The organism is Salipiger thiooxidans (genome assembly GCF_900102075.1).
GTDB classification, from domain to species: Bacteria; Pseudomonadota; Alphaproteobacteria; order Rhodobacterales; family Rhodobacteraceae; genus Salipiger; species Salipiger thiooxidans.
This window is the reverse complement of record NZ_FNAV01000013.1, coordinates 35,912-52,151: the sequence shown is the minus strand read 5'-3', so window position 1 is coordinate 52,151 and position 16,240 is coordinate 35,912. Positions and strand designations below refer to the sequence as shown.

The following is a 16,240-nucleotide window of genomic DNA, read 5'->3' as shown; positions in this document are numbered from 1 at the left end:
CACGGCGCCGGGGGGATGGGAAGCGCCCCCGACACACGGTTCTGAGACGGCAGCCGGGGGCGCGCAGGGTCAGCGCCAGCCGAGGGCCGGGGCGATCTCCTTCAGGATCGTGTCGATGACGTGGACGTTGTAATCCACGCCCAGCATGTTCGGCACGGTGAGCAGAAGCGTGTCCGCCTCGGCAATCGCCTCGTCGCCCTTCAGCTGCTCGATCAGCCGGTCGGGCTCGTCCGCGTAGCCGCGGCCGAAGATCGACCGCTGCTGCTCGATGAAGCCGACCTGATCGGATTCCTTGCCGCCCCTGCCGAAGTACTTGCGGTCGGTGTCGTTGGTCAGCGCAAAGATCGAGCGGCTGACCGAGGTCCGCGGCGCGTGGGCATGGCCGGCCTCCTTCCACGCCGCCTTGTAGGCGCGCAGCTGGTCGGCCTGCTGGACGTGGAACGGCTCGCCGGTCTCGTCGTCTTTCAGGGTCGAGCTCTGCAGGTGCATGCCGAGCCTTGCCGCCCAGACCGCCGTGGCGTTCGAACCGGCACCCCACCAGATGCGGTCGCGCAGCCCCTCGGAATGGGGCTCGAGCCGCAGCAGCCCCGGCGGGTTTGGGAACATCGGGCGCGGGTTCGGCTCGGCGAAGCCCTTGCCTTCGAGCAGGTCCAGGAAGGCCTCGGTGTGGCGGCGGGCCATGTCGGCGGGCGTCTCGCCCTCGGCCGGGCGGTAGCCGAAGTATTTCCAGCCGTCGATCACCTGCTCGGGCGAGCCGCGCGAGATGCCGAGCTGCAGCCGTCCGCCGGCGATGAGATCCGCGGCGCCCGCGTCCTCGGCCATGTAGAACGGGTTCTCGTAGCGCATGTCGATGACGCCGGTGCCGATCTCGATCTTCGAGGTCCGGGCGCCGACGGCGGCGAGCAGCGGGAAGGGCGAGCCGAGCTGGCGCGCGAAGTGGTGCACGCGGAAATAGGCCCCGTCGAGGCCCAGCTCCTCGGCGGCGACGGCCAGCTCGATGGACTGGGTCAGCACGTCGCCCGCGGTCTTGACCTGGCTGCCGTGCGTCGGAGACCAGTGCCCGAAGGACAGAAATCCGATTTTCTTCATGATGACGGCTCCTTGAAACGGAAGCGGCGGCAACATGCCGCCCTTGTTTTCCAGATAGGAACCGCGCCCCTCCCGGGGCAAGGTGCCGGGCGGTTCGCCTTGGCGCAGGGTCTGTGCATCCGCGCGCGGCGGGCTCGCGGCTCTGCCCGGTGCGCCAGACGGGGCGCTCAGCCCCGCATCAGGTCCGGCAGGTCCCCGGTGAGCCCAGCGGCCTCGCGGATGAAGCCGCGGCGCAGCCCCGGCACCGCATTCACCGCCGCCATCCCCAGGTCTCGCCCGAAGCGCAGCAGCGGGTTGTCGTTCGAGAACAGCCGGTTGAAGAGATCGGTCGCGGCGGCCAGCGAGGCGGTGTCGAAGCGCCGCCACTGCTGGTAGCGCTCGAGCACGACCGGCGAGGCAATGTCCTCGCCCCGCCGCTGGGCGTGCGAAATCACATGCGCCAGCGCCGCCACGTCGCGTAGCCCCGCGTTGAGACCCTGCCCGGCAATCGGGTGCATGCCGTGGGCCGCGTCGCCCACCAGCACCAGCCGCTCGCCGATGAAGCTGTTCGCCAGCGTCAGGTTCAGCGGGTAGAGGAAGCGCTGCCCGGCGAGCGAGATCTCCCCGAGGAAGTCGCCGAAGCGCGGGCGCAGCACCGCGAGGTACTCGTCGTCCGGCAGCGCGTTGATGGCGCGGGCGCGGTCGTCGCGCTCGCTCCAGACGATGGAACTGCGGTTGCCGGGCAGCGGCAGGATCGCCAGCGGCCCGGGCGGCATGAAGAACTGGTGCGCGACGCCCTCGTGCGGCTTCTCGTGGGCGATGGCGCAGACCAGCGCGGTCTGGCCGTAGCCCCAGCCGGTGCGCCGGATGCCGGCGCGGGTCGCGGTGCCGCTGCGCCGCCCGTCGGCGCCCACCAGCAGCCGCGCGGTCAGGGTGCCACCGCTGGCCAGGGTCACGGTCACGCCCCCGGCGGTGGTCTCCTGCGCGATCACCGTCTCGCCGGCGCGCTGCGCGACCAGCGGCTCGGCCTCCATCGCCGCCAGCAGGGCGCGGCGCAGGTAGCGGTCCTCGACCATCTGGCCCATCGGGCCTTCCTCGATCTCGGCGGAATCGAAATGCAGCCCGAGAAACACCTGCGCCTCGCCGACACGCCCGTCGGTGACCTTGATCTCGTGCATCGGCTGGGCGTGGGCCTCGAGCGTGTCCCAGAGCCCCAGCCGCGCGAGCATCCGCACCGACGCCAGCGCCAGCGCGTAGCCGCGCCCGTCGAAATCGTCGCCGCTGCGGGTGTCCGCGGGCAGGGCGTCGATCACGATGCTCTTCAGCCCGGCCTTCGCCGCCGCCAGCGCCAGGGCGGGGCCGTTCAGCCCGCCGCCCACGATGAGGATGTCGCAATCATGTTCCATGGTCGCCAATATGCGCCCCCGGGCGGGATTGTCCATGCGCGGAGGTGCCGCTACGGTCGCGCCGAACAGCAGAGGATTTGGGTGATGAGCGACTGGACGGGCATGAGCGCGGCGGAGCTGGGGCGGGCAATCGGCAAGGGCGAGATCGACCCTGTGGCGCTGGCGCAGAGCTTTCTCGACAAGATCGGGGCGCACCCGCTGAAGGACCGCATCTACGCCCGCCTGACGCCCGAGCGCGCGCTGGCCGAGGCCGAGGCCGCCCGCGACCGCGCCGCCGCCGGGCAGCGCCGCTCGCCGCTCGACGGTGTGCCCGTCAGCTGGAAGGACCTCTTCGACACCGCGGGCGTGGCCACCGAGGCGGGCTCGAAGCTGCTCGCCGGGCGCATCCCGGACGAGGACGCCGAGGTGCTGAAGGTGGCGACCGCCATGGGGCTGGTGTGCCTCGGCAAGACCCACATGTCGGAACTGGCCTTCTCCGGACTCGGGCTCAACCCGATGACCGCGACGCCGCCCTCGGTGAACGACGCGGACGCAGTCGCGGGAGGCTCGTCCTCGGGTGCGGCGGCCTCGGTGGCCTTCGGGCTGGCAGCGGCTGGCATCGGCTCGGACACCGGCGGCTCGGTGCGCATCCCGTCGTGCTGGAACGACCTCGTCGGTCTCAAGACCACCTCGGGCCGGGTCTCGCTCAAGGGCGTGGTGCCGCTGGCCGTGGGCTTCGACACAGTGGGCCCGCTCTGCCGCACCGTCGAGGACGCGGCGCTGGTCTTCGCGGCGCTCGAGGGCCGCACCGCGCCCGACCTCACCGGCGCCAGCGTCGAGGGCAAGCGCTTTGCCCGGCTGCGCACCATCGTCGAGGACGACCTGCGCGCCGAGCCCGCCGCCGGCTACGAACGGGCGCTGGCGAAACTGACCGGGGCCGGGGCCGAGATCGTCGATCTCGAGGTGCCCGAGGTCGCCATTCCCATGGCCGACGCGGGCATCCTCTACACCGGCGAGGCCTGGGCGCTCTGGGGCGAGGTCATCGAGGCTGACCCCGAGGCCATGTTCGCGCCGATCCGCGAGCGGTTCGAGAGCGGTCGCAGCGTCAGCGCCGCCGATTACATCCGCGCCTGGAACCGCATGATCGCCGCGCGCGAGGCCTGGGCGAAGGCCACCGCCGGCTTCGACGCGGTGCTCTGCCCGACCGCGCCGATCCTGCCGCCCAATGTCGCGAAGCTGCTCGAGGGCGGTGACTACTACGTGACCGAGAACCTGCTCGCGCTGCGCAACACCCGCGTCGGCAACGTCATGGGGACCTGCACCCTGACCCTGCCCACCGGCGTGCCCTCCTGCGGCATCTCGCTGATGTGCCCGCCCAACGACGAGGACCGCCTGCTGCGGCTCGGCGCGGGGGCCGAGAAGGCGCTCTCCTGACCCTTCATCTTGCCAGATAAACTCCGGGGGAGTCCGCGTCAGCGGACGGGGGCAGAGCCCCCTCCCGCGGCCCCGGGGGCGTTGGACGGCCCGAAGGAAAACACAAGGCAAAAAGCGGGCTTGCGCGCGTCGTGAGCCCCCTGCGGCATTCCCGCCACAGGCCCCGGCGGATGCACCTGCACGCTGGACGAAGCGGCGCCTCTTCCCGTATCTTCCCTTCAAAACGGGGCGTCGACGACCCCGAGAAGACAAGCAGTATCACAGGCACCAGAGGCAGAATTGCCCATGTTTCCCGAGCGGTTCTCGAACCTGCCGCCCTATGCGTTCCCGCGTCTGCGGGCACTTCTTGACGTGCATCCTGCGGGCGGGCCCACCATTCACATGACCATCGGCGAGCCCAGGCACGCCTTTCCGTCGTGGGTCGGTGACGTCCTCGCGGCGAATGTCGCCGAGTTCGGCAAGTATCCCCCCAACGACGGCACGCCCGAGCTGCAGCAGGCCATCGCCGACTGGATCGCCCGCCGCTACGGCGTCAGCGTCGATCCGGCGACTCAGGTGATGCCGCTCAACGGCACGCGCGAAGGGCTCTACAACGCCGCCATGGCGCTCTGCCCCGAGACCAGGGACGGCAAGCAGCCCACGGTGCTGATCCCGAACCCGTTCTACCAGGTCTACGCGGTGGGCACGGTCTCGGTCGCGGCCGAGCCGGTCTTCGTCAACGCCACCCGCGAAACCGGCCACCTGCCGGATTACGAGAGCCTGCCCGACGAGATCCTCGACCGGGCGGCGCTGGCCTATATCTGCTCGCCCGCGAACCCGCAGGGTGCGGTGGCCTCGCGCGATTACTGGGAACGGCTTATCGCGCTGGCCGAGAAGCACGATTTCCGCATCCTCGCGGACGAATGCTATTCCGAGATCTACCGCGGCGAGGCCCCTGCCGGCGCGCTGCAGGTGGCGACCGAGATGGGCGTCGACCCCGAGCGCGTGGTGATCTTCCACTCGCTTTCCAAGCGGTCGAACCTGCCCGGGCTGCGCTCGGGCTTCGTGGCCGCCGGGCCCGAGAGCATGAAGCGCATCAAGCAGCTCCGCGCCTACGCCGGCGCCCCGCTGCCGCTGCCGATCCAGCGCGTGAGCGAGAAGGTCTGGGCCGACGAGGCGCATGTGGTCGAGAACCGCGCGCTCTACCTCGAGAAGTTCGAGCTCGCCGACCGCATCTTCGGCAACGTGCCGGGCTACGAGCCGCCGCAGGCGGGCTTCTTCCTGTGGCTGCCGGTCGAGGACGGCGAGGCGGCGGCGCTGAAGCTCTGGACCGAGACGGGCGTGCGCGTGCTGCCCGGCGCGTATCTCTCGCGCGACACGGACGCGGGCAACCCGGGCAAGGGGTATATCAGGGTGGCCCTCGTGGCCTCCCGCGACGAGACCGAACAGGGGCTCACGAGACTTCGTGACTGTCTCTATGGGCAATAAGAAAAACACGAGGCGAGCGATGGCATATCAGACACGGGGAAGAGACCCTCTCTTCGACAGCAACATGCAGGCGGCGATCGAGAAGCGCGGCAAGGAGCTGGCCGGCCTCGCACTCGTGGCCCTTGGACTGATGGCCGCGGCGATGATCGGGTCCTACACGCCGGACGATCCGTCCTGGCTGTCGGCCACCGACGCGCCGGTGCAGAACTGGATGGGCCGCATCGGGGCCTCCATCGCGGCGCCGCTGTTCATGATCGTCGGCTGGGGGGCCTGGGGCCTCGCGCTCGTGCTGCTCGTATGGGGGCTGCGCCTCGCCCTCCACCAGGGCGAAGAGCGCGCGCTGTCCCGGATCGTCTTCGCCCCGATCTGGATCGCCCTCTCCGCCGTCTACGCCGCCGGTCAGGCCGTCGGGCCGGAATGGACCCACAGCTTCGGGCTCGGCGGGCTCTTCGGCGACATGATGATGGGCTCGGTGCTGGGCATGCTGCCGCTGGGGGCCGGCCTCGGGCTCAAGCTGGTCATGGTCGTGCTGGGCATCGGCATCGTCGCCATGGGCGCTTTCGTGCTCGGCTTCACCAAGACCGAGCTGCGCGGCCTCGGCCGCTTCCTGCTGGTGGGCTCGGTGATGGTCTATGCCACCATCCTCAACCTGCTTGGCCGCGGCGCGAACTCGTCGATCTCGGCGGCGCAGCGCATGCAGGCGGCCCATTCCGGCCGCCGTCAGCGCCGCCGCGACGAAGAGGCCGAGGCCGCCGCCTGGGCGGCCGAGCAGGAAGCCGTGCCCGCCCCCGTCGCCCCGGCCAACCGGGTGCAGCGCGCGCCGGTCATGTCCGCCGCCCCCGCGGCGCCCGTGGTGCGCTCCGCGCCGCTGGTGGCACCGCAGCGCGGCCACCAGCCCGCCACCTATGCCTACGACATGGAAGACGACGAGCCGGTGGTCGACTGGGACGAGCCGGTGCACGCGCCCGAGCCCGAGCCCGAGCCCAAGAAGCCGAGCCTGCTGTCGCGCATGCCCTCGCTCATCAAGCGCTCCGAGCCCGAGGACCTGCCCGAGCCCGAGCTCTACGAGGCCGAGATCCTCGACTATGACGTGGACGAGCCGCGCCAGGACCGCATCCGCGCCAAGATCGCCGACGTGATCCGCGCCCGCCGCCGCGACCCCGCCGAGGAGCCGGCGCAGCCCGCCTTCGTGCCCGACCCGAGCAAGCCGCTCACCAAGGGCCGTGGCCGTGGTCCCGATCCGCTGATCTACCGCCCGGCACCGCGCGCCGAGCCGCCGCTGACCGCCGCCCACGCACCCGCCGCCGGGCTGCCGCCCGAGCCGCCGCTGTCGGCAGTGCGCACCGGTGTCGCGGCGACCGCAGCCGTGGCCGCTGCCGCCGCGCCCGCCGTGGCGCGCGCCATCCCGCCGGCCCCGGCCGAGGATGCCGACACCGATTTCGCCGAGGACTTCTCCGACGGCTATTCGGACGATTTCGCCGACGACTACGCCACCGAGTACCGCGGGACCGAGGCGCCGGAGGCCCGGTCCTTCCCGCGCGTCGACCGGGGCCCGATCCCGCAGGCCGAGCCGCCGGTTCCGACGTGGCAGCCCGAGACCGACGGGGACGACGACGGCTACTACGGCGACGATGACGGCTACAGTGCCGGTGACGAGACCGCGGACGCCGGCGAGGCCGATGCCTATGACGCCTATGGCGATCACGGCGACTATGGCGATGACGACGATTACCGCGACGAGGACGACTATATCCCGGCGCTGCCCGCCGACATGGCGCGCCCCGAGATTCCGGTGGCACAGCCCAAGAAGGTCGTGCAGCAGCCCCAGCGCAAGCCCGTGCAGCCGTCGCGCCGCGCACAGGCCGAGGCCCAGCCTCAGCTTGGCTTCGACCCGTCCGAGGCGGTATTCGAACTGCCGCCGCTGGGCCTGCTCGCCAGCCCCGATGCCATCGAGCGCCACCACCTGAGCGACGAGGCGCTGGAAGAGAACGCCCGGATGCTCGAGACCGTGCTCGACGACTACGGCGTCAAGGGCGAGATCGTCTCGGTCCGCCCGGGCCCGGTGGTCACCATGTACGAGCTCGAGCCCGCGCCGGGTCTCAAGGCCTCGCGGGTGATCGGCCTGGCCGACGATATCGCGCGCTCGATGTCGGCGCTGTCCGCGCGGGTCTCGACCGTGCCGGGCCGCTCGGTCATCGGCATCGAACTGCCCAACGAGAAGCGCGAGATGGTCTCGTTCCGCGAGATCCTGTCGAGCCGCGACTACGGCGACGGCAACCAGAAGCTGCCGCTGGCGCTTGGCAAGGACATCGGCGGCGACCCGGTCGTCGCGAACCTCGCCAAGATGCCCCACCTGCTGATCGCGGGGACCACGGGCTCGGGCAAGTCGGTGGCGATCAACACCATGATCCTGTCGCTGCTCTACAAGCTCACGCCCGACGACCTGCGGCTGGTGATGATCGACCCCAAGATGCTGGAACTGTCGGTCTATGACGGCATCCCGCACCTGCTGTCGCCGGTGGTGACCGACCCCAAGAAGGCCGTCGTGGCGCTCAAGTGGGTCGTGGGCGAGATGGAAGACCGCTACCGCAAGATGTCCAAGATGGGCGTGCGGAACATCGACGGCTACAACGGCCGCGTCGCCGAGGCGCTGAAGAAGGGCGAGATGTTCAAGCGTACCGTCCAGACCGGCTTCGACGACGAGACCGGCGAGCCGGTGTTCGAGACCGAGGAGTTCGAGCCCAAGAAGATGCCCTACATCGTCGTCATCGTCGACGAGATGGCCGACCTGATGATGGTTGCGGGCAAGGAGATCGAGGCCTGCATCCAGCGCCTCGCGCAGATGGCGCGGGCCTCTGGCATCCACCTGATCATGGCCACGCAGCGGCCCTCGGTCGATGTCATCACCGGCACGATCAAGGCGAACTTCCCCACCCGGATCTCGTTCCAGGTGACCTCGAAGATCGACAGCCGCACCATCCTTGGCGAGATGGGCGCCGAACAGCTGCTGGGCATGGGCGACATGCTCTACATGGCGGGCGGCGCCAAGATCACCCGCTGCCACGGGCCGTTCTGCTCGGACGAAGAGGTCGAGGAGGTGGTGAACCACCTCAAGGCCTTCGGTCCGCCGGAATACGTCTCGGGCGTGGTGCAGGGGCCGGACGAGGAGAAGGCCGACAACATCGACGCGGTGCTGGGGCTGAACACCGGCGGCAACACCGGCGGCGAGGACGCGCTCTACGACCAGGCGGTGGCGATAGTGATCAAGGATCGCAAGTGCTCGACCTCCTACATCCAGCGCAAGCTGGGCATCGGCTACAACAAGGCCGCCCGCCTCGTGGAGCAGATGGAGGACGAGGGCGTCGTGAGCCCCGCGAACCACGTCGGCAAGCGCGAGATCCTGGTGCCGGAGCAGGCCTGAGGCCCGCTCCGGGAGGGGGCGCTGCCCCCGTCCGCTGACGCGGACACCCCCGGGATATTTAAAGCCAGGAAGCCACGGGACGGTCGGTTCCGTGGCTTCTTTCCGTTTCAGGGGCAGAGGGGACGGCGGCGGCGGTCCCGGGGGGCCGGGCCGGGGCGGGCAGGCGCGGATTTGCCGTTTCGCGGGGCGCGGCTTTGTCATTTGCCCGGGCGCGCCCTATCTGTCACCGGAACACGGGGGGCTGTTATCGCATGACCGCGGCTTTTGCGGCATGGCTGACCCGACCACCCGAGCAGGACGAAGGAAGACCATATGCTCCGACTCATCACCGCCGCGCTGACGGCGCTCGTGCTGACCACCGTCTCGGCGGCGGCGCAGCAGCTCTCGCTGAACCAGATCTCGCAGTACCTGAACTCGATCCAGTCGGCGAAGAGCCCGTTTACCCAGATCAACGGGGACGGCACGATCTCGACCGGGACGATCTCGATCAAGCGCCCCGGCAAGGTGCGCTTCGAGTACAACCCGCCGGAACAGGCGCTGGTGCTGGCCTGGTCGGGGGCGGTCTACGTGTTCGACAAGAAGGTGCGCGGACAGCCGGAGACCTATCCGCTGAGCCAGACGCCGCTGTCGATCATCCTCGAGCGCAATGTGAACCTCGCGCAGCGCGGCATGGTGACTGGTCACAGCTACGACGGCACCGCGACCACCGTGACCGCGCAGGATCCGCGGCATCCGGAATACGGCTCGATCCAGATGAAATTCACCGGCAACCCGGTGGAGCTGCGTCAGTGGATCATCCGTGACGGCAACGGCAACACCACGACGGTGGTGCTGGGCGGGCTGCAGAAGGCCAACCTGCCCAACAGCCTCTTCGACGTGAACCGCGTCAACTGAAGCCGGAGACCGTGCGGCGCCTCAGCGCGCCGCGCGGCAGCCCGCCAGCTGGACCTCGTAGACGATCGCGCGGTTGCCCACCTCGTCGGCGACCCGGACCAGCCAGGCCTTGGAGTTGTGGCTGCCGCGTTTGAAGCCCGAACGGCCCTCGTGATAGGCGAGGTACTGGTTGCGGGCGTCGCGCAGGCTGATGCCGAGACCGTCGCGGGTGCCGGCCATGTACCAGCCCATGAAATCCGTCGCGTCGCGGATATCGTCGCGGCGGGCGCGGCGCTTGCCGGTCGATTCGAGATATTCGTCCCAGGTGCCGTCCAGGGCCTGGCTGTACCCGAAGGCCGAGCTCTGCCGACCGTTGGGAATGACCCCGAGGGAATAGCGGAACGGAGTCCGCGCATCGGACTTGAACTTGCTTTCCTGGTAGATCGTGGCCATCTGCACATGCACCGGAACGCCCCATTTGCGCTCGGTGGCCTTGAAGGCGCGGATGTAGTTCGGACGCTGTGTCAGGATTGCACAGGCGTCATCGAGATTGTCAGGCGATCTGCCACTGCCACCACCGCCACATGACGCTGCCAGCAGCACGACCACCATCGCGCGAAGCCATCTGCTCATCTGCCTCTCGCTCTTCTGAGTGTTATTGGTTTTATCGTGTTTTATGGTTTTCTTGCCTGCGGGAATTGTAACGCAACGGCAGAAGGGTTGGAATCACAATCGCGATGGGCCCCTTGTTCAGCGGGTCTATGCCTGCCACGCAACACTGCCGGGAACCGGAACTGTCGGATGCGCGTTCACAGTGTGTTTCTGATAAATTGCGTCCTAAAGTTGGACATCACACCTTAGAAATGACAAGACTTGGCCCAAGAGGTTGCCATGCATACACAGCGCGCAAAATATCACCTTGGCCAGGTCGTCCGGCATCGCAAGCACCCGTTTCGCGGGGTTGTCTTCGACGTGGATCCCGAGTTCAGCAACACCGAGGAATGGTACGAGGCGATTCCCGAGGACTCGCGTCCGGTGCGGGACCAGCCGTTCTATCACCTGCTGGCCGAAAACGATCAGAGCTTCTACGTCGCCTACGTGTCCGAGCAGAACCTCGTCGCCGATTACTCGGGCGAGCCGGTGGATCATCCGGACATCCCCGACCTCTTCGGTGCCTTCAACGACGGTGCCTACGAGCTGCATTTCCACATGAATTGACCCGGACGGGAGGGGCGAGAGCCAGCGTCGCATGGAACCGGCCACTCTTTTCGCCCTCGTCGCAGCCTGCGTCGCCCTCGCGGCGATTCCCGGGCCCAATGTCGCGCTCATCGTCGGCAACACGCTGGCCCATGGCGCCCGCCACGGGCTGGCTACGGTCGCGGGCACCACGCTGGGCATCGCGTTTCAGGTCATGCTCGTGGCGCTGGGGCTCGCGGTGCTGGTCGAGCTCTTTTCGGAAGCGTTCCAGTGGCTGCGCTGGGCCGGGGTGGTGTGGCTGACATGGCTCGGCATCGCCGCGTGGCGGCGGGGCAGGGCGGAGCTCGCGACGCTCGAGCCGCCGCGGCGGGCGCCTGTGGCGCTTTTCGTGCAGGGCGCGCTGATGGCCTGCGTGAACCCCAAGACGCTGCTCTTCAACGCGGCCTTCCTGCCGCAGTTCGCCGATCCCGCGCGCCCGTCCTCGCTGCTGGCGGTGGCGGCGGTCTACCTGCTGACGATCGCGTCGGTCGACGTGGTCTGGGTTCTGGCGGCAGGCAAGGCGCGGGGCTGGCTGGCGCGGGCCGGCGCCCTCCGGCACCGGCTGACCGGATCGCTCTACCTGTCGGCGGCGGCGGGGCTCGCCATGGCGCGGCTGCCGCGCTGAGGCGTCAGACCGCGGCGCGGACCGCGGCGACGAAGGCCGAGACGGCCTCGGGCTCCAGCGACCAGTCGAACACCAGCCGGCCCATGACCGCCTCGTTGTCGGGGCCCTCGGGGCTGCCCCAGAGGTGATAGACGGCGCCCGCCTCCTGCACGGCGCGGTGCGCGGCGCGCGGCATCTCGAAGAAGATCATGTTGGCGTGGGTGTCGTTCAGCACGGTGACGCCTGCGCCCTTCAGCCCCTGCAGCGCCTGGTCGCAGCGCGCGTTGGCGCGGCTGGCGAGGTCGTGCCAGAGATTGTCGGTCAGGTAGGCGTCCATCTGCGCCGCGAGATAGCGGTGCTTGGAGAACAGCAGCGCGCCGCGCTTGCGGCGGTATTCGAACTCGGCGGCTTTGTCCGCGTCGAAGATCACCACCGCCTCGACGCCCATCAGCCCGTTCTTGGTGCCGCCGAAGACGCAGATGTCGACGCCGATCTTCCAGCTCATCTCGGCGGGCGTGACGCCGAGCTTGACGGCGGCGTTCGAGAACCGCGCCCCGTCGAGATGCACGGGCAGGCCGTAGTCCCTGGCCACGGCGGTCAGGGCGCGCAGCTCGTCCATCGAATAGACGTTGCCGCGCTCGGTCACCTGCGTGATCGACACCGGGCCGCGCTTGGGGCCGTGCACGCCGCGGGTCTCTTCGTTCTCGATGGCGGCGCGCAGGGCCTCGGGGCTCATGCGGTCGGCGTCGCCCACCAGCGTCAGCTTGGCACCGCCGGTGAAGAACTCGGGCGCGTTGCACTCGTCCTCGTGGATGTGCGCCACGGGCGAGCAGAAGACGGTGGCGTAGGGCGGGCAGAGGCAGGCCAGCGACAGCACGTTGGCGGCGGTGCCCGTCGGAACGAGGTGGACGGCGGCCTCGGGGGCCTCGAAGAGCGTGCGGATCTTGTCGGTGACCTGCTGCGACAGCGCATCGCCACCGTAGCCCATGGCATAGCCCTCATTGGCGCGGGCAAGCGATTCGAGCACCTGCTGCGGCACGGAGCCGGAGTTGTCGGAGGCAAAGAACATCAGACGGGCTCCTCGATGATGTGGTCTTCCCAGTCGTCCTCGTCGATCTCGAACTCGGGCACGGTGCGCCCGCGCATCGACACGCCCGCGGCATGCACCGTCTCGGGGTCGCCCGAGATCAGCGGGTGCCAGTCGAAGAGCGGCTCGCCCGCCCAGAGCAGGCGGTAGGCGCAGGTCTGCGGCATCCAGTAGGCGTGTTCGTCGATGTTCGAGGGCTTCAGGACGATGCATTCCGGCACGAACTGGTGCCGGATCGGGTATTGCGCGCAACGGCAGCTCTCGTCGTCGAAGAGGCGGCAGGCGACACAGGTCAGTGCGACCTCGCCCGAGTCCTCGTCCTCGAGCTTGTTGAGGCAGCACTTGCCGCAGCCGTCGCAGAGCGCCTCCCACTCCTTGTCCGAGAGCTTGGCGAGGGGCTTCTTCTCCCAGAAGCGGGGCTCCAGCCCGTTGCGGTCGATGGGGTCGCTCATAGTGCCTCGAGAATCTCGCGGGCCCGGGCGCAATCCGCGTCCATCTGGGTGATCAGCGCGTCGAGCCCGTCGAACTTCTGCTCGGGGCGGAGGTATTCGACGAGGCCCACGGACAGCGTGGCGCCGTAGAGATCGCCCTTGAAGTCGAAGATGAAGGTCTCGAGGTTGGGGGTGTTCTCACCGAACATCGGCCGCACCCCGAGCGAGGCCGCGCCGTGGTAGTTGCCCTTGTGCTCGCCGGTGATGACCTCGACCACGACCGCGTAGACGCCCTGCCTGGGGGGGTGCAGCCCTTCGATGGACATGTTGGCGGTGGGGTAGCCCAGCTCGCGGCCGCGCTGTTCGCCGCCGACCACGACGCCCTCGATGCGGTGCCAGTGGCCGAGCTGCGCCGCCGCCTCACGCGGGTTGCCGTCGGTCAGAGCCTTGCGGATCGCGGTGGAGCTCACCTGCCCGCCGCGATGTTCGAGGATCTCGGCCACGGTCACGCCGAAGCCCATCTCGACCCCGAAGCGCTTGAGGTCGTCCACGTCCCCGGCGCGGTTCTTGCCGAAGCAGAAATCGGCGCCGACGACCACGTGCCTGAGCCCGAGTCCTTCGGAAATCACCCGACGGGCGAATTCCTCGGGGGTGAGGGCGGCAAGTGCGCTGTTGAAGTTCAGCTCGTAGAGCCGCTCGACGCCCAGCTTCTCGAGCCGCGAGGTGCGCGCCTCGGGCGACATCAGCCGGAACGGCGGGGAGTCGGGGGCGAAATACTCGCGCGGGTGGGGCTCGAAGGTGAGCACGCCGCAGGGCGCGCCGCCGCCGGCCTCGCGCGCCATGCGGATCACCGCCTGATGGCCGAGGTGGACGCCATCGAAGTTCCCGATGGCGACGCTGGCGCCCCGGTCCTGGGGCTCGACGTATTGATAATCCCGGATGATCCGCATGGGCGAAGGCCTAGCTCTCCGTGTGGTCGGGCGCAAGGTGGGGCGAGACATTGCGCGCCTTGCCGCGGCACCGGTGCCGGTGTTTCGGTCACACCGCGTCGCGGGGCGCGGGGAAGGGCGCTCCCGCCTCTGCCGCCGCCTCAGCCGTAGTCGCGTTCCCCGAAGATCGCCGAGCCCACGCGCACATGGGTCGCGCCAAGCGCGATGGCCTCCTCGAAATCCGAGCTCATGCCCATCGACAGCCCCGTCAGCCCGTTGCGCTCTGCGATCTTGGCGAGCAGCGCGAAGTGCAGCGAGGGGGTCTCCTCGGCGGGGGGGATGCACATCAGCCCCTTCACCGGCAGGTCGAGCGCCCGGACCTCGGCGATGAAGGCGTCGGCCTCGGCGGGCAGGACGCCGGCCTTCTGCGGCTCTTCTCCGGTGTTCACCTGCAGGAACAGGTCGGGACACTGGCCCATCTCCTGCGCCAGCCGCGCTATGGTGGTCGCGAGCTTGGGGCGGTCGACCGAGTGAATGGCCGAGAACAGCTCCATCGCCTGCCGCGCCTTGTTGGTCTGCAGCGGGCCGATGAGATGCACCGAGACGCCCTCGAAGCGGCTCATGAACTCGGGCCACTTGCCGCGCGCCTCCTGCACCTTGTTCTCGCCGAAGAGCCGGTGGCCCTCCTCGAGCACCGCTTCGACCCGTTCCAGCGGCTGGACCTTGCTCACCGCGATGAGCTCGACCGAGCCCGGGGCGCGGCCGGCATCGGCCTCGGCTTTTGCAATGCGGTCTCGGATGTCGCTCAGTCCCATGGCTCGTCTCCCCAGGCTTCGATGAAGGGTTGCAGCTCGCGCTCGTAGCGCGTCCAGGCGCGGGCGGAGCTGCGGTAGATCGGTTGGCGCACCTGGCTGACGCTCAGCGTCTTCACGGCGTCGCGGCTCTTGTAGAAGTCGAGGCAGGCGTCCTGCCAGTCAAGACCGGCAGCCGCGACCAGCGCCCGTGACTGCGGCTCGGGGTCGGCGACCAGTTCCTCGTAGCGGATCTCGTGCACGACGCCGGGCAGGCGTTCCTTCCAGAACGCGACGTTGCGCCGGAAGCGCTGGATGGTGCCCGCGATGTCGGCGAGGTCGTTGGCGTAGCGGTGGGTACCGGTGGCGAAGAAATTGCGGAAGATCGACACGGCGATGTCGCGCGGGTCGCGCTGGACCACGATGATCCGCGCGCCGGGCAGCGTGTGGCGCAGCAGCCCTACCAGCAGGTGCGACAGGATCGACTTGTCGGTGATCACCGGCGTCTGGCCGGGGATGTCGCGGCGCACGAGCCGGGTGTAACGCTCGGCGAAGGCGCGGAGCCGCTCCGGCGGTTCCCTGTCCAGCGGGCGCATGGCCTCGCCCACGTCGAACTGCCCGTAGGCCAGCCGAAGCGCGATGCCGAGCTCGCCCCCCGCGGCGACCTCGCCGTGCGCGGCAAGGATGCGTTCGACCAGCGTGGTGCCCGAGCGCGGCATGCCGGTGACGAAGATCGGGCGCGGGCCGTCGGTGGGGGCGCCTTCGAGAGGCGGCAGGCCGATGAGCCCTTCCTGCGCGGCACGGACACCCGCGAACTCGCGCTCCTGCGCCTCGGCGTCGAAGGGCGCGCCCTTGCGCTGCAGGGCGTTGGCGCGGGCGAAGCAGGCGAAGGCACGCTCGGGCCTGCCGGTCTCTTCCAGGGCCTTTCCGAGCGCATAGCCAAGGTGGATGCGCGGCGCGTCGGGCAGGTCCTTGCGCGCCCAGAGTTTCTCCATCGCGGGCAGCAGCGGGTCGGTCGCGTCGATCTTCTTGGCGGCAAGGAAGATGCGGTAAAGCTGTGCCTCGGCAGGGTGCTTCCTGAGCAGGCGGCGGAAGATCTTCTCGGATTCGTCGAAGCGCCCGAGGAGCTGGAGGTAATGCGCCTTGTCGGCCTCGCTGCCGAGCGGGTCGGTGCCCCCGGCGATCAGGCGGTCATAGGCGGCCAGCGCGTCGTCGCTGGCGCCCAGATGGCGGAAGCGATCGGCAGCGTGGCGGGTCAGTTGCGGATGCGTGGGCGCCAGCGCCACGGCCTTGCGCAGCTGGCCGAGACAGGCCTCGCGGTCGCCCTCCTCGAAGGCGATGCGGGAGAGCTCGTAGGGGAACTCTGCCTGCTTGGGCGCGGCCAGCGCGAGCTGGGTAAAGGCGGCGCGGGCCTGCGCGAGGCGGCCGTGGGCCATGTGGCTCTTGGCGTCCTGCAGGAGCCGGGTCGTCATCTGTTTCGACAGGGGCAGCATGGGCGAGGGGGCCTCGGTGAC

Annotated in this window: 14 protein-coding genes; 6 read left to right on the top strand and 8 right to left on the bottom strand. The window is 69.5% G+C overall.

Going from position 1 to position 16,240, the window contains the following annotated elements:
• Positions 1-69: 69 nt before the first annotated feature.
• A complete protein-coding gene (locus tag BLQ77_RS19020) occupies positions 70-1,089 on the bottom strand; it encodes an LLM class flavin-dependent oxidoreductase (RefSeq protein WP_089962073.1) in 1,020 nt (339 codons plus the stop codon).
• Between the two features lie 167 nt (positions 1,090-1,256).
• Positions 1,257-2,474 (bottom strand): UbiH/UbiF/VisC/COQ6 family ubiquinone biosynthesis hydroxylase, encoded by a 1,218-nt coding sequence (locus BLQ77_RS19015; RefSeq protein WP_242661778.1) that lies wholly within the window; start codon positions 2,472-2,474, stop codon positions 1,257-1,259.
• Between the two features lie 84 nt (positions 2,475-2,558).
• On the opposite strand from BLQ77_RS19015, the gene BLQ77_RS19010 reads away from it, so the two are divergent.
• From BLQ77_RS19010 to BLQ77_RS18995, 4 genes are all read left to right on the top strand, one after another.
• The gene (locus tag BLQ77_RS19010; RefSeq protein WP_089962068.1) at positions 2,559-3,887 is read left to right on the top strand and encodes an amidase; all 1,329 of its coding nucleotides are present in this window, start codon (positions 2,559-2,561) and stop codon (positions 3,885-3,887) included.
• A gap of 285 nt (positions 3,888-4,172) precedes the next feature.
• Positions 4,173-5,354 carry an aminotransferase class I/II-fold pyridoxal phosphate-dependent enzyme gene (locus BLQ77_RS19005; RefSeq protein ID WP_089962065.1) on the top strand — a complete coding sequence of 394 codons (1,182 nt, stop codon included), beginning with the start codon at positions 4,173-4,175 and terminating at the stop codon, positions 5,352-5,354.
• A gap of 19 nt (positions 5,355-5,373) precedes the next feature.
• Positions 5,374-8,775, top strand: a complete 3,402-nt coding sequence (locus BLQ77_RS19000) for a DNA translocase FtsK (RefSeq protein WP_089962062.1) — start codon at positions 5,374-5,376, stop codon at positions 8,773-8,775.
• Between the two features lie 312 nt (positions 8,776-9,087).
• Complete coding sequence (locus BLQ77_RS18995; protein WP_008883591.1) at positions 9,088-9,669, top strand: LolA family protein; 582 nt, start codon at positions 9,088-9,090, stop codon at positions 9,667-9,669.
• Positions 9,670-9,690: 21 nt separating this feature from the next.
• On the opposite strand, the gene BLQ77_RS18990 is transcribed toward BLQ77_RS18995, so the two are convergent.
• Entirely contained in the window at positions 9,691-10,281 is a 591-nt protein-coding gene (locus BLQ77_RS18990) for a transglycosylase SLT domain-containing protein (protein ID WP_008886353.1), read from the bottom strand.
• A 258-nt stretch (positions 10,282-10,539) separates the two neighbouring features.
• Here BLQ77_RS18990 and hspQ point away from each other — a divergent pair, with 258 nt between their 5' ends.
• Together hspQ and BLQ77_RS18980 are read left to right on the top strand one after the other, a co-directional pair.
• The gene (gene hspQ / locus BLQ77_RS18985) at positions 10,540-10,866 is read left to right on the top strand and encodes a heat shock protein HspQ (protein ID WP_040383802.1); all 327 of its coding nucleotides are present in this window, start codon (positions 10,540-10,542) and stop codon (positions 10,864-10,866) included.
• Positions 10,867-10,897: 31 nt separating this feature from the next.
• The gene (locus BLQ77_RS18980) at positions 10,898-11,509 is read left to right on the top strand and encodes a LysE family translocator (RefSeq protein WP_089962061.1); all 612 of its coding nucleotides are present in this window, start codon (positions 10,898-10,900) and stop codon (positions 11,507-11,509) included.
• 4 nt (positions 11,510-11,513) lie between these two features.
• Here BLQ77_RS18980 and BLQ77_RS18975 read toward each other — a convergent pair whose 3' ends face one another.
• The 5 genes from BLQ77_RS18975 to BLQ77_RS18955 form a co-directional block, all read right to left on the bottom strand.
• A complete protein-coding gene (locus BLQ77_RS18975) occupies positions 11,514-12,557 on the bottom strand; it encodes a threonine aldolase family protein (RefSeq protein WP_089962058.1) in 1,044 nt (347 codons plus the stop codon).
• Positions 12,557-13,027 (bottom strand): YcgN family cysteine cluster protein, encoded by a 471-nt coding sequence (locus BLQ77_RS18970; RefSeq protein ID WP_089962056.1) that lies wholly within the window; start codon positions 13,025-13,027, stop codon positions 12,557-12,559. Before BLQ77_RS18970 ends, BLQ77_RS18975 begins: the two co-directional genes overlap by 1 nt.
• Positions 13,024-13,956 carry a bifunctional riboflavin kinase/FAD synthetase gene (locus BLQ77_RS18965; RefSeq protein WP_089962053.1) on the bottom strand — a complete coding sequence of 311 codons (933 nt, stop codon included), beginning with the start codon at positions 13,954-13,956 and terminating at the stop codon, positions 13,024-13,026. The genes BLQ77_RS18970 and BLQ77_RS18965 overlap by 4 nt, the downstream gene beginning before the upstream one ends.
• 140 nt (positions 13,957-14,096) lie before the next feature.
• Positions 14,097-14,750, bottom strand: coding sequence for a YggS family pyridoxal phosphate-dependent enzyme (locus BLQ77_RS18960; RefSeq protein ID WP_089962050.1), 654 nt, complete (start codon positions 14,748-14,750; stop codon positions 14,097-14,099).
• Positions 14,741-16,198 (bottom strand): tetratricopeptide repeat-containing sulfotransferase family protein, encoded by a 1,458-nt coding sequence (locus tag BLQ77_RS18955; protein ID WP_242661777.1) that lies wholly within the window; start codon positions 16,196-16,198, stop codon positions 14,741-14,743. Before BLQ77_RS18955 ends, BLQ77_RS18960 begins: the two co-directional genes overlap by 10 nt.
• Between the last annotated feature and the right edge of the window lie 42 nt (positions 16,199-16,240).